The sequence below is a fragment of the Burkholderia sp. CCA53 genome (assembly GCF_001685525.1).
In the GTDB taxonomy this organism is placed as follows: Bacteria; Pseudomonadota; Gammaproteobacteria; order Burkholderiales; family Burkholderiaceae; genus Burkholderia; species Burkholderia multivorans.
On record NZ_BDDJ01000002.1, the window covers coordinates 2,218,543 to 2,231,661 of the forward strand.

General features: G+C 68.2%; 10 protein-coding genes and 1 pseudogene. 5 read left to right on the top strand and 6 right to left on the bottom strand.

The features are described from left to right. Positions 1–47: 47 nt before the first annotated feature. Both BCR55_RS26020 and BCR55_RS26025 read right to left on the bottom strand, forming a co-directional pair. The gene (locus tag BCR55_RS26020) at positions 48–1,136 is read right to left on the bottom strand and encodes an aldose epimerase family protein (protein WP_006403515.1); all 1,089 of its coding nucleotides are present in this window, start codon (positions 1,134–1,136) and stop codon (positions 48–50) included. Positions 1,137–1,162: 26 nt separating this feature from the next. Next, positions 1,163–2,356 (bottom strand): DNA-binding transcriptional regulator, encoded by a 1,194-nt coding sequence (locus tag BCR55_RS26025; RefSeq protein ID WP_006403516.1) that lies wholly within the window; start codon positions 2,354–2,356, stop codon positions 1,163–1,165. Positions 2,357–2,625: 269 nt separating this feature from the next. On the opposite strand from BCR55_RS26025, the gene xylA reads away from it, so the two are divergent. The 5 genes from xylA to BCR55_RS26050 all read left to right on the top strand — a co-directional run bounded on the left by xylA (position 2,626) and on the right by BCR55_RS26050 (position 9,444). After that, complete coding sequence (gene xylA / locus BCR55_RS26030; RefSeq protein ID WP_006409872.1) at positions 2,626–3,948, top strand: xylose isomerase; 1,323 nt, start codon at positions 2,626–2,628, stop codon at positions 3,946–3,948. Between the two features lie 4 nt (positions 3,949–3,952). Further along, positions 3,953–5,431, top strand: a complete 1,479-nt coding sequence (gene xylB / locus BCR55_RS26035; RefSeq protein WP_065496533.1) for a xylulokinase — start codon at positions 3,953–3,955, stop codon at positions 5,429–5,431. Between the two features lie 141 nt (positions 5,432–5,572). Continuing rightward, positions 5,573–6,601, top strand: a complete 1,029-nt coding sequence (gene xylF / locus BCR55_RS26040; RefSeq protein WP_006397036.1) for a D-xylose ABC transporter substrate-binding protein — start codon at positions 5,573–5,575, stop codon at positions 6,599–6,601. Positions 6,602–6,670: 69 nt separating this feature from the next. After that, entirely contained in the window at positions 6,671–8,230 is a 1,560-nt protein-coding gene (xylG, locus tag BCR55_RS26045) for a D-xylose ABC transporter ATP-binding protein (protein WP_065496535.1), read from the top strand. Then, positions 8,227–9,444, top strand: a complete 1,218-nt coding sequence (locus BCR55_RS26050) for a sugar ABC transporter permease (protein ID WP_059939704.1) — start codon at positions 8,227–8,229, stop codon at positions 9,442–9,444. Before xylG ends, BCR55_RS26050 begins: the two co-directional genes overlap by 4 nt. A 66-nt stretch (positions 9,445–9,510) precedes the next feature. Here BCR55_RS26050 and BCR55_RS33200 read toward each other — a convergent pair whose 3' ends face one another. The 4 genes and pseudogenes from BCR55_RS33200 to BCR55_RS26065 all read right to left on the bottom strand — a co-directional run bounded on the left by BCR55_RS33200 (position 9,511) and on the right by BCR55_RS26065 (position 13,058). Beyond that, positions 9,511–9,681, bottom strand: a complete 171-nt coding sequence (locus BCR55_RS33200; RefSeq protein WP_006397039.1) for a hypothetical protein — start codon at positions 9,679–9,681, stop codon at positions 9,511–9,513. Then, on the bottom strand, positions 9,678–10,649 hold the full coding sequence (locus BCR55_RS26055) for a DUF72 domain-containing protein (protein WP_065496537.1): 972 nt from the start codon (positions 10,647–10,649) through the stop codon (positions 9,678–9,680). The genes BCR55_RS33200 and BCR55_RS26055 overlap by 4 nt, the downstream gene beginning before the upstream one ends. Before the next feature lie 141 nt (positions 10,650–10,790). After that, a pseudogene (locus BCR55_RS26060) lies at positions 10,791–11,405 on the bottom strand (ISNCY family transposase); the annotation flags it as partial. Between the two features lie 207 nt (positions 11,406–11,612). Continuing rightward, positions 11,613–13,058 (bottom strand): NAD-dependent succinate-semialdehyde dehydrogenase, encoded by a 1,446-nt coding sequence (locus BCR55_RS26065; protein ID WP_006403526.1) that lies wholly within the window; start codon positions 13,056–13,058, stop codon positions 11,613–11,615. Positions 13,059–13,119: the final 61 nt, after the last annotated feature.

The following is a 13,119-nucleotide window of genomic DNA, read 5'->3' on the forward strand; positions in this document are numbered from 1 at the left end:
CGGCCTGCGACGGCGCGCGGATTACGCGGCCGTACCGCGCGCGGCGATTACGCGCGCACGGCGACGCGATAGCGCGTCGTCTGCCGATACGTATCGCCGGGCCGTACGATCGTGGCGTCGGCGAGCTCCGCCATGTTGATCTGATTCGGAAAGCAGCCGGCCTCGACGCACAGTGCCGCATGCCGCACGCAGGTCGTGCCGCCGCTGACGCGCAGGCCGTCGAGATAGTTGCCGGTATAGAGCTGCAGCCCGCATTGATCGGTCGACACGGTCAGCTCGCGGCCGCTTTCCGGATCGTAGATGCTCGCCACCGGCCGCACGCCGTGCAGGTCGTCGCGCAGCACGTAGCAGTGGTCGAAGCCGCGGCCGCGCGCAAGCTGCGCGTGCGGCCAATCGAGGCGCGCACCGAGCGGCGCGCTTTGCCGGAAATCGAACGCGGTGCCCGTCACGTCGGCGCGGCCGGTCGGAATCAGCGCGTCGTCGACTTCGAGAAACGCGTCCGCATCGATCCTCAGCACGTGGCCGCGCACGTCGCTGCCCGCGCGGCCGCTCAGATTGAAGTAGCTGTGATTCGTCAGGTTCAGCGGCGTCGGTGCGTCGCTCGTGCCCGTGTAGTCGATCGTCAGCGTGCCGTCGTCGTCGAGCGTATAGCGCACTTGTACGCTGACGTTGCCGGGAAACCCCGCATCGCCTTCGGGCGAATCGAGCCGCAGCGTGAGGCCGCCGCGATCGTCGATCACGTCCCAACGTTCGCGATGAAAACCGCTTGCGCCGCCGTGCAGCAGATTGCCGTTCTCGTTGCGATCGAGCGGGTAGTCGATGCCGTCGAGCGTGAAGCGCGCGCCGGCGATCCGGTTCGCCCAGCGGCCGACCGTCGCGCCGAGATACGCGCCGGACGCGAGATAGTCGGCCGGCGTGTCGTGCGCGAGCACGATGTCGGCGAAGCGGCCGGTGCGGTCGGGCGCGAGCCACGACACGACGGTCGCGCCGAGGTCGCTGACGACGACGCGCATCCCGTGCGCATTGCGCAGCGTATAGCGCCGCACCGGATCGCCGCCGGGCAGCGACCCCCACGGCTCGGACGGAATGCGGGCGACGTCGGACGCGGTACGGGAAGAATCGGTATCGAAGGTCATGAGTAGTCGGTCGTCGACGATGAGCGTCAGTGCGCGGACACCGCGCGTTCCTGGTATTCGCGCGGCGTGCAGCCGAGTTCGCGCCGGAACACCGCATACATGTACTGCAGCGACGTGAATCCGCAGCGGATCGCGACCTCGGCGCTCGATGCATTGCGGCTCGCGAGCAGCGCCTGCGCGGCCTCGAGCTTGTGACGCAGGATTTCCTGATGAACGGTGCGCTGCAGTTCGCGCCGGAAGTGTTCTTCGAGCAGCGAGCGCGACACGCCGACATAGTCGGCGACCTGCTCGGTCTTGATGCCCTGGCACGCGTACTGGCGGATGAAGTGCCGCGCGCGCATCACGTGCGGGCTCGCGACCGGCTGATGGCGCGTCGATTCGAGCACGTTGATGCCGACCGGCGGCACGAGGATGCGCTGCCCCGGAAAGCGTGCGCCGCGCAGCATCCGGTGCAGCAGGTGCGCGGCCGTGCGGCCCATCTCCTCGGTGCCCTGGATCACGGACGACAGCGGAATGCGCGTCAGCGTGCGCGTGAGCGGATCGTTGTCGATCCCGATGATCGCGACCTGCTCGGGCACCGCGATGCCGGCGATCAGGCACGCCTGCAGCAGATGCCGCGCACGCGCGTCGGTCACCGCGATCACGCCGACCGGCTTAGGCAGCGCGTTCAGCCAGTCGATCAGCTGCTCGATCGCATGGTTCCAGCCGGACGCCGTCGTCGGCAGCCCGCGGTAGATCGGCGCGTCGAGGCCGTCCGCGCGCGCGAGCCGGTCGAACGCCAGCTCGCGCTGCTGCGCCCAGCGGTTTTCCTGCGCGGCCGGCAGGCTGTACATCGCGAAATGCGGCAGCCCCGCGCCGATCAGATGCGTATAGGCGAGCGACACGAGTTTCGGATTGTCGGTCGCGATGTATGGGACGCCGTCCGGATAGTGGGACGGATCCTCGTAAGACGAGCCCACCGCGACGATCGGCAGCGGCGAGCCGGCCAGCGCGTCGGCGACCGCCGGATCGTCGAAATCCGCGATGATGCCGTCGCCGTCGAAGCGCTCGATGCCGGCGAGCCGGCAGCGGAAGTCGTCTTCGAGGAACAGGTCCCACACGACGCGCGTCGAGTGCAGGTACTGGCCGATCCCGCTGATGATTTCGCGGTCGTAGACCTTGTTGGCGTTGAACAGCAGCGCAATGCGGTGCGGTGTCGGGGCGGAACGGGCGCGGTTCATCTCGGTCTCGGGGCCGGCGCCGCGGGCGCCGTGCCGTTGTCTCCTGGGGCGCGCGTCCGGCGGGCGGCGCGCGACGGTTCGATGTCCGGCGATTGTAGGACGGAATCCGCGTGCCGCGCGCGCGGCTGGCAAGAAACGTTAAGCGTGCTGCGCAATTTCGCAATTGCCGGCCGGCAGGCGCACGGGCACGATCCTGCCAGACCGCAACCCGGCGCCGCGCGTCGACGCGACGCACGCTGCGCTGCAACAAGACACCGGACGGAGACGCCATGTCGTATTTCGAACACATTCCCGCGATTCGCTACGAAGGGCCGCAGTCGGACAACCCGCTGGCCTATCACCACTACGACCGCACGAAGCGCGTGCTTGGCAAGACGCTCGAGGAACATCTGCGGATCGCCGTCTGCTACTGGCACACCTTCGTGTGGCCCGGTCACGACATTTTCGGGCAGGGTGCATTCCGGCGGCCATGGCAGCAGCCGGGCGACGCGCTCGAGCGCGCGCGGCAGAAGGCCGATGCCGCATTCGAGTTCTTCACGAAGCTCGGCACGCCGTTCTACACGTTCCACGACACCGACGTCGCGCCGGAAGGCGACAGCCTGCGCGAGTACGTCGACAACTTCGCGCGGATGGTCGACTATCTCGGCGAGCGTCAGCAGGCGAGCGGCGTGCGGCTGCTGTGGGGCACCGCGAACCTGTTCTCGCATCCGCGCTTCGCGGCGGGCGCCGCGACCAACCCGAACCCGGACGTCTTCGCATGGGCCGCGACGCAGGTGCGCCATGCGCTCGACGCGACGCACCGGCTCGGCGGCGAGAACTACGTGCTGTGGGGCGGCCGCGAAGGGTACGAAACGCTGCTCAATACCGATCTGAAGCGCGAGCGCGAGCAGTTCGCGCGCTTCCTGTCGATGGTCGTCGAGCACAAGCACCGGATCGGCTTTCGCGGCGCGCTGCTGATCGAGCCGAAGCCGCAGGAGCCAACCAAGCATCAATACGACTACGACGTCGCGACCGTGCACGGCTTTCTCACGCAATACGGGCTGCAGGACGAGATCCGCGTGAACATCGAGGCGAACCATGCGACGCTCGCCGGTCATTCGTTCCATCACGAAATCGCGAACGCGTTCGCGCTCGGCGTGTTCGGCAGCGTCGACGCGAACCGCGGCGATCCGCAGAACGGCTGGGACACCGATCAGTTTCCGAACAGCGTCGAGGAGCTCACGCTCGCGTTCTACGAGATCCTGCGTCACGGCGGATTCACGACCGGCGGCATGAACTTCGACGCGAAGGTGCGACGTCAGAGTGTCGATCCGGAAGATTTGTTCTACGGACATGTCGGCGCGATCGACGTGCTCGCGCTCGCCGTCGAACGCGCGGCCGTGCTCGTCGAGAACGACCGGCTCGAAGCGATGCGCCGGCAGCGCTACGCGCAGTGGGACGACGCGTTCGGCCGCAAGATCCTGTCGGGCGGCTATACGCTCGAATCGCTCGCGGCCGACGCGCTCGCGCGCGGCGTGAACCCGCAGCATGCGAGCGGCGCGCAGGAGCGGCTCGAGAACATCGTGAATCAGGCGATTTACGCGCTGCGCTGACGCCATGTACATCGGACTCGATCTCGGCACGTCGGGCGTGAAGGCCGTGCTGCTCGACCGCGACGGCACGGTGCGCGCGAGCGCGACGCGGCCGCTGACGGTGAGCCGGCCGCAGCCGCGCTGGTCGGAGCAGGCGCCGCACGACTGGTGGGACGCTGCGTGCGGTGCGCTCGCGGCGCTCGTCGCCGATGCACGTGCGGCCGGCATCGACGCGCGCGACATCGCCGCGCTCGGGCTCACGGGCCAGATGCACGGCGCGACGCTGCTCGACGCGCGCGGCGACGTGCTGCGTCCCGCGATTCTCTGGAACGACGGCCGCGCGGATGCGGAGTGCGCGGAGCTCGAACGCGCGGCGCCGTCGCTGCGTGCGGTCGCCGGCAACGTCGCGATGCCGGGCTTTACCGCGCCGAAGCTGCTGTGGGTGCGCCGCCACGAACCCGACGTGTTCGCGCGGATCGCGCACGTGCTGCTGCCGAAGGACTATCTGCGCTACCGGTTGACCGGCGCGTTCGCGACCGATCCGTCGGATGCGGCCGGCACGCTGTGGCTCGACGTCGCAAAGCGCGCGTACGACGACACGCTGCTCGCGGCCTGCGGACTATCGCAAGCGCAGATGCCGCCCGTGTTCGAAGGCAACCGGATCACCGGCACGCTGCTGCCCGACGTCGCGCGCACGCTCGGGCTGCGCGAGATTCCGGTCGTCGCCGGCGGCGGCGACAACGCGGCCGGCGCGGTCGGCGTCGGCATCGTGCGGCCCGGCGATGCGCTGCTGTCGCTCGGCACGTCGGGCGTCTACTTCGCGGTGTCGGACGGCTTTCGCGCGAATCCCGAATCGGCGGTGCACAGCTTCTGCCATGCGTTGCCCGACACGTGGCACCTGATGTCCGTGATGCTGAACGCGGCGGGCTGCATCGACTTTGCCGCGCAGCTCGCCGGCTACGACGGCGTCGCGGCGCTGCTCGCGGATGCCGAGGCGAACGCGCGCGATGCGCGCCCATGGTTCCTGCCTTACCTGAGCGGCGAGCGCACGCCGCACAACGACGTCAATGCGAAGGGCGTGTTCTACGGGCTGACGGCCGATACGCGGCGCGCCGATCTCGCGAACGCGACGCTCGAAGGCGTCGGCTTCGCGCTGCTCGACGGCATCGACGCGCTGCATGCGGCGGGGCTCGTGCCGGACGGCATCACGGTAATCGGCGGCGGCTCGCGCAGCCCGTACTGGACGCAGATGCTCGCCGATCTGACCGGCCGCGCGCTGACGCTGCGCGCGGGCGGCGACGTCGGCCCGGCGCTCGGTGCCGCGCGGCTTGCGCGGCTCGCGGTCGAACCCGATGTGCCGCTCGACATCGTGTGTCCGCAGCCGCCCGTGCTGGCGGTACGCGAGCCGGACCGCGCGCGCCATGCGTGGTATCGCGACGTGCGGCGGCCGACGTTTCGCGCGTTGTATCGCGCGCTCGAACCCGTATTCGCGGCCGGCGCGTGACGCGCCGCTCGCACCGCCGGAACTCGGGCCGCCGGCGGGGCCGCCGCGCGATGGCGCGGGGCCTGCAATGGCTCGAAGCGGGCGGCGCATTCCGGCGCCCGCCCGGCGTATCGAGGTAGTCCAATAAAGAGGAGTGGAGACATGAGATCCGTGACGCGTCGTACCGTATTGAGTTCGCTCGCCGGCGCCGCAGCGCTGGCGGTCCTCGCGCTTGGCGCGCCGCTCGCGCACGCGAGCAAGGACAAGCCCGAGATCGGCTTCTGCATCGACGATCTGCGCGTCGAGCGCTGGTCGCGCGATCGCGACTATTTCGTCGCCGCCGCGACGAAGCTCGGCGCGAAGGTGTCCGTGCAGTCCGCCGACGCGAGCGAGGAGCGGCAGATCTCGCAGATCGAAAACCTGATTTCGCGCGGCGTCGACGTGATCGTGATCGTGCCGTTCAATTCGAAGACGCTCGGCAACGTCGTCGCCGAAGCGAAGAAGGCCGGCATCAAGGTCGTGTCGTACGACCGATTGATTCTCGATGCGGACGTCGACGCATACATCTCGTTCGACAACGAGAAGGTCGGCGAGCTGCAGGCGCAGGGCGTGATCGACGCGAAGCCGAAGGGCAACTACTTCCTGCTCGGCGGCGCCCCGACCGACAACAACGCGAAGATGCTGCGCGCCGGCCAGATGAAGGTGCTGAAGCCCGCGATCGACCGCGGCGACATCAAGATCGTCGGCCAGCAGTGGGTGCCGGAGTGGAGCGCATCGACCGCGCTGCGGATCGTCGAGGATGCGCTGACCGCGAACAACAACAAGATCGACGCGATCGTCGCGTCGAACGACGGCACCGCGGGCGGCGCGATCCAGGCGCTCGCCGCGCAGCATCTGGCCGGCAAGGTGCCGGTGTCGGGGCAGGACGCCGATCTCGCGGCCGTCAAGCGCGTGATCGCCGGCACGCAGACGATGACCGTCTACAAGCCGCTGAAGCTGATCGCCGGCGAAGCGGCGAAGCTCGCGGTCGATCTCGCGAAGGGCACGAAGCCCGCGTACAACGCGCAATACGACAACGGCAAGAAGAAGGTCGACACCGTGCTGCTGCAGCCGACGCTGCTGACCAAGCGCAACGTCGACGTCGTCGTGAAGGACGGCTTCTACACCCAGGCGCAGCTGGCGAGCCAGTAAGCGGCGCGACGCGCGCGGCCGGCCGCGGGTGCCGGGTGCGGCCGCGCGCACACTGCGAGGCACGAACGTATGACCGAACCCTTGCTGACGATGCGCGGCATCGTCAAGGATTTCGACGGCGTGAAGGCGCTCGACGGAATCGACCTGACCGTGCGGCCCGGCGAATGCGTCGGGCTGTGCGGCGAGAACGGCGCGGGCAAATCGACGCTGATGAAGGTGCTGTCGGGCGTCTATCCGCACGGCACGTGGGAGGGCGAGATCCGCTGGGAAGGTGCGCCGCTCGTCGCATCCGGCGTGCGCGATACCGAGCGCGCGGGCATCGTGATCATTCACCAGGAGCTGATGCTCGTGCCCGAACTGTCGGTGGCCGAGAACATCTTCCTCGGCAACGAGATCACGCTGCCCGGCGGGCGCATGCACTATGCCGAGATGGTGCGACGCGCCGAGGCGCTGCTGCGCGAACTGCGGATCGACGCGATCAACGTCGCGCAGCCCGTGATGAACTACGGCGGCGGCCATCAGCAATTGATCGAGATCGCGAAGGCGCTGAACAAGCGCGCGAAGCTGCTGATTCTCGACGAACCGTCGTCGTCGCTGAGCGCGTCGGAGACGCGCATCCTGCTCGACATCGTCCGCGATCTGAAACGGCGCGGCGTCGCGTGCGTGTACATCTCGCACAAGCTCGACGAGGTCGAAGCCGTCTGCGACACGGTCACCGTGATCCGCGACGGCCGCCACGTCGCGACCGAGCCGATGCGTGCGCTGACGACCGACCGGATCATCTCGATGATGGTCGGCCGCGAGATCCGCAACCTGTATCCGCGCGAGCCACACGAGATCGGCGACGTCGTGCTCGATGTGCGCAACGTGACCTGCTACGACGTGACGAACCCGCGGCGCAAGCGTGTCGACGACGTGTCGTTCAGCGTACGGCGCGGCGAGATTCTCGGTGTCGCGGGGCTCGTCGGCGCCGGGCGTACCGAGCTGATGCAGGCGATCTTCGGCGCGTATCCGGGCGCGTGCACGGCCGACGTACGGGTGAACGGCCGGCCGCTCGCGATCCGTGCGCCGGGCGATGCGATCCGCGCGGGCATCGCGATGGTGCCCGAGGACCGCAAGCGGCACGGCATCGTTCCGCAGCTCGGCGTCGGCCACAACATCACGCTGTCGGTGCTGCGGCGTTTCGCGGCGCGCGGGCGGATCGACGCGGCCGCCGAACTCAACGCGATCCGCACCGAGATGCAGCGGCTGTCCGTGCGTGCCGCGCATCCGTTCCTGCCGATCGCGAGCCTGTCCGGCGGCAATCAGCAGAAGGCCGTGCTGGCGCGCATGCTGCTCGCCGACCCGCAGGTGCTGATTCTCGACGAGCCGACGCGCGGCGTCGACGTCGGTGCGAAAGCGGAGATCTACCGGCTGATCTTCGCGCTCGCGAAGCGCGGCGTCGCGCTGATCGTCGTGTCGTCGGAGATGCCCGAGGTGCTCGGGCTCGCCGATCGCGTGCTCGTGATCGGCGAGGGCGAGCTGCGCGGCGATTTCGTCAACGACGGCCTGACGCAGGAACAGATTCTCGGCGCCGCGCTGAAAGCCGGCCGGCGCCCGACCGAACCCACCGCAACGAGTGCGACATGAATACCGAACTGTCTTCCTCTACGTCTTCCGCCGGCGCGCCGGGCGGTGCGCCCGGTGCCGACGCGCGCCGCGGCGCGGGCCGGCCGCTGCGGCAGATCTTCGTCCGCTACAAGGTGCTCGCGCTGCTGTTCGCGGTCGCCGCGATCTGGCTGTTCTTCTCGGTGCTGACCGACGGCGCGTTCGTTACGCCGCGCAACGTGTCGAACCTGCTGCGGCAGATGTCGATCACCGGGATGCTCGCGTGCGGCATGGTGTTCGTCATCATCGCGGGCGAGATCGACCTGTCGGTCGGTTCGCTGCTCGGGCTGCTCGGCGGCGTCGCGGCGATTCTCGACGTGAACCGCCACTGGCCCGTAGCCGCGACCGTGCCCGCCGTGCTCGCGCTCGGCGTGCTGATCGGGTTGTTCAACGGCTGGTGGTCGACCTATCGGCGCGTGCCGTCGTTCATCGTCGGGCTCGGCGGGATGCTCGCGTTTCGCGGTGTGCTGCTCGGTGTGACCGGCGGTTCGACCATCGCGCCGGTCTCGGACGGCTTCGTGTTCATCGGGCAGGGCTATCTGCCGCGCGCCGTCGGCGACGGCCTCGCGCTGCTGCTGTTCGCGCTCGTCGCGCTGCTCGTCGTGCGTCAGCGCGGCACGCGGCGCCGCTACCGGCTCGCGGTCGCGCCGGTGTGGCAGGACGCGGCGAAGGTCGTCGGCGCGGGTGCCGTGCTGTTCGCGTTCGTTGCGACGCTCGACCGTTACGGCGGCATTCCGGTGCCGGTCCTGCTGCTGCTCGCGCTGCTCGGCGTGTTCTCGTGGATCGCGACGCAGACCGTGTTCGGCAGGCGCATCTATGCAGTCGGATCGAATCTCGAGGCGACGCGGCTGTCCGGCGTCGACACCGACCGCGTGAAGCTGGCGATTTTTGCGCTGATGGGGCTGATGTGCGCGTTCGCGGGGATCGTGAACACCGCACGGCTCGCCGCAGGATCGCCGTCCGCCGGCACGATGGGCGAACTCGACGCGATCGCCGCGTGCTTTATCGGCGGTACGTCGATGCGCGGCGGGTCGGGCACCGTGTACGGCGCGCTGATCGGCGCGCTCGTGATGGCGAGTCTCGACAACGGGATGTCGATGCTCGACGTCGACGCGTACTGGCAGATGATCGTCAAGGGCGCGGTGCTGGTGCTCGCGGTGTGGATCGACGTCGTGTCGCGATCGAACCGGCGCTGAGACGTGGTGGGCCGCGAACGATGCGACGTGCGTGCGCAGAGCGGTCGTGCGCACGGACGCATCGCGCTAGGACCGGTCGCGATTGCGTGCGCGCGTCGCGCCCGTGATCACGGCGATGCCGAACAGGATGACGGCGACGATCTCGATGATGTGCTGCGATACATGCAGCGTCATCAATCCCCATGCGACGCCGCCGATGAAAATGATCCATCCGACCAGGTAGATAAGCAGGGTCATCGTTTTTCTCCTTGCGGTTCGGGTTCATCGTGTTCGGCGACGGCCGCGGCGCTGTCGTCGGCCGTCGCCGCCGCGTGTGCATGCAGGCCGAGGCGCTCCATCAGACGCTGGGCGTCGAACGGCGCGTGCGTTTTCGCATCGTTGTCGAAATAGCAGTACACGTCGCGCGTCTGCGCGCGCGGCGGCGGCAGTTCCGGCGCGGCGAGCCGTGCGTCGGCAGGCTGCGTGCCGCGGCGCCATGCGTCGATTCGGTTCGCCCAGCGGTCGAGCGCGGCATCCGAGTATTCGCCCGAATATTTCGTTTCGGTGCCGTGCAGCCGCATATAGACGAAATCCGCGCTCAGATCCTCGAACTGCGGCCATGGCTCGGTCGAATCCGACACGACGAGTGCGACCTTGTGGCGGCGCAGCAGCTTTATGAACGCCGGATCCATGAAGCTCTCGTGGCGCACCTCGATCGCGTGACGCAAGCGGCGCTTGCGGTCGATCCTGAGGTAGGGCGTCTTCACGCGCGCGTCATGCCGTTCGGCGAACGCGAGCGCCGCTTCGGTATCGTGCGGCAGCAGTGTCAGGAAGCGCTCGATGTGCTCCGCGTCGAAGCGCAGGGAGGGCGGGAACTGCCACAGGATCGGGCCGAGCTTGTCTTTCAGCGCAAGCACGCCCTGTGCGAAGAAGTTGGCGGCGCCGACCGTCGCCGCTTCGTCGCGAAAGCGCAGCAGATGCGTCAGGTAGCGGGCGCCTTTTACGCTGAACGTGAATCCCGGCGGTGTCTGTGCGTACCAGTGCTGCCAGCTGTCCAGCGATTGCAGGCTGTAATGCGTTCCGTTGATTTCGATCGTCTGCATCAGGCTCGACGCGTAGCGCAGCTCCGCTGCCTGCTTCAGTCCTTGCGGGTAGAACGTGCCGCGCCATCCCGCGTAGCGCCAGCCTGAAATGCCGATTCGAATCTCGCCTGATGTCTTTTTCACGTCGATGTTCGAATGTCGATGGGGTCTCGATCGGGATCAGGCGAGCAAGGGTCGTTCCTGGGACGGCATGCGGGGCGGGCACCGAGTGCGCCTGCATTGGGTCGCGCGTCGCTATGCGGGCTTCGAGCGCCCACGCGGCACGGGCTTGCCGTGGCGCTCGAGGTACGCGCGTGTCGCCTCGAAGTAGCTGAACGTCGACTCGGTCGCGGTGAAGTGCAATTGCATCAGCCGGCTGGTCGCGTCGTCGACGTACACCAGCAACGTGCATTGCGGCGCCCGATCCTCGAACCACGCATGCTCGCTGCCGTCGATCTGGATCAGCTCGCCCAGGCACGCGCGTCGCGCCCGCGGCTGGTAGACCTTCGGCGGACGCTGCCGCCGTGGCACCCACAAGCCAGCGTCGGTCATCAGCCGCCGCACGGTCTCCTTGGCCAGCCGAATGCCATGACATTCCCAGAGCTCGTCGCAGGCCAGCGTCGGCCCGAAGTCGGTATAGCGTTCGCGGATGATCGAGAGTGCCCGGTCGGCCGTCACGGCGTCCAATCGGTTATTGCTGGGCTTCGCGCGCCGCTGCGACACGAGACCTTGCGGCCCGTGCTCCCGCAGTCGGCCAACCAGTCGCCGAATCTGCCGCGTCGTCAGTCCGAGTCGCTCGGCCGCGCGCCACGGCTTGAGCTTGCCGTCCGCCACGGCCTGAATAACCTTGAATCGGTCCAGTTCTCGCATCGTCATCGTGATCCGTTCTGTCGCAGCCATCGAAGCTCCCGGCGCCGGACAACCGGCGGCCGGATAGCTTACGCGGCACGAAAGCGGACATTACAACTTAGCCGCTACAACCGTTTGGTGTGATAATTCACCTTATGTCAACTCATGAATCTCCGAAAACGACCGGAAATCCCAACCCCACAGACCGCACACGCCACCCACCGGCGGCGCGTGCGTCCGTCCTTCATCAAACCGCCGTCAAACCGCCATCACCGTCACCGACTTCGTGACGAGATACGGCTCGAGCGCTTCCGGACCACCCTCCGAGCCATAACCCGAATCCTTCACGCCGCCGAACGGCATTTCGGGCCACGGCGTCGCCGGCTGGTTGATCCACAGCATCCCGACTTCGAGCCGCTGCGTCAGCAGATGCACGTTCGCGAACGAGCGCGTGAACGCGTAGCCGGCCAGACCGTACGGCAGCCGGTTCGCTTCGGCGATCGCATCCTCGAGCTTGTCGAAGCCGCGGATCGCCGCGACCGGACCGAACGGCTCGTTATTGAACACGTCCGCTTCGAGCGGCACGTTCGCGAGCACGGTCGGCGCGAAGAAGTTGCCTTCCGAGCCGATCCGCTCGCCGCCGGTTTCGACGCTCGCGCCGACCTTGCGCGCGTTTTCGACGACCGACGCCATCGCAGTCAGCCGGCGCGGGTTCGCGAGCGCACCGAGCGTCGTCCCTTCCTCGAGCCCGTTGCCGACCTTCAGCCCCTCCGCATGCTTGACGAGCGCGCGCGTGAATTCGTCGCGAATGCTGTTGTGGACGAGAAAACGCGTCGGCGAGATGCAGACCTGCCCCGCGTTGCGGAATTTGGCGCCGCCGGCCGCCTTCACCGCCAGCGCGACGTCCGCGTCCTCGGCGACGATCACCGGCGCGTGACCGCCGAGCTCCATCGTCGCGCGCTTCATGTGCTGACCGGCGAGCGCCGCGAGCTGCTTGCCGACCGGCGTCGAACCGGTGAACGTGACCTTGCGGATCACCGGGTGCGGAATCACGTACGACGAGATCTCGGCCGGATCGCCGTACACGAGGCCGATCACGCCCGCCGGCACGCCGGCGTCGACGAACGCGCGCAGCAGCGCGGCCGGCGATGCGGGCGTTTCTTCCGGCGCCTTGACGAGGAACGAGCAGCCCGTGGCGAGCGCAGCGCTCAGCTTGCGCACGACCTGGTTCACCGGGAAATTCCACGGCGTGAACGCGGCGACCGGGCCGACCGGCTCCTTCACGACCGTCTGCTGCGCGCCGAGGTTGCGCGGCGGCACGATGCGCCCATACACGCGACGCCCTTCATCCGCGAACCATTCGATGATGTCGGCCGCTGACAGCACTTCGATCCGCGCCTCCGTAAGCGGCTTGCCCTGTTCCTGCGTCATCAGTTGCGCGATCGTATCGGCGCGCTCGCGCACCAGCGCCGCGGCCTTGCGCATCGTCGCCGCGCGTTCGTGCGCGGGCACCTTCCGCCATGCTTCGAAGCCGCGCTGCGCGGCGGCCAGCGCACGATCGAGATCGGCGATGCCCGCGTGGGCCACCTTGCCGATCACCTTGCCGGTCGCCGGGTTTACCACGTCGATCGTCTTGCCGCTCGCGGCGTCGACCCACTCGCCGTCGATCAGGAGTTGCGTATCCGTATAAGTCACGTTTGCCATCCAGACACCTCTGCTTTACGTCGAAAAAGCGTGCCGCCGCGGACGGCGGCACGCCGGTTAT

Coding starts and splice junctions, on each gene's coding strand:
- xylA (WP_006409872.1), top strand. CDS start 2,626: ATGTCGTATTTCGAACACATTCCCGCGATTCGCTACGAAGGGCCGCAG.
- BCR55_RS26025 (WP_006403516.1), bottom strand. CDS start 2,356: ATGAACCGCGCCCGTTCCGCCCCGACACCGCACCGCATTGCGCTGCTG.
- xylG (WP_065496535.1), top strand. CDS start 6,671: ATGACCGAACCCTTGCTGACGATGCGCGGCATCGTCAAGGATTTCGAC.
- BCR55_RS26020 (WP_006403515.1), bottom strand. CDS start 1,136: ATGACCTTCGATACCGATTCTTCCCGTACCGCGTCCGACGTCGCCCGC.
- BCR55_RS26050 (WP_059939704.1), top strand. CDS start 8,227: ATGAATACCGAACTGTCTTCCTCTACGTCTTCCGCCGGCGCGCCGGGC.
- xylB (WP_065496533.1), top strand. CDS start 3,953: ATGTACATCGGACTCGATCTCGGCACGTCGGGCGTGAAGGCCGTGCTG.
- xylF (WP_006397036.1), top strand. CDS start 5,573: ATGAGATCCGTGACGCGTCGTACCGTATTGAGTTCGCTCGCCGGCGCC.
- BCR55_RS26065 (WP_006403526.1), bottom strand. CDS start 13,058: ATGGCAAACGTGACTTATACGGATACGCAACTCCTGATCGACGGCGAG.
- BCR55_RS33200 (WP_006397039.1), bottom strand. CDS start 9,681: ATGACCCTGCTTATCTACCTGGTCGGATGGATCATTTTCATCGGCGGC.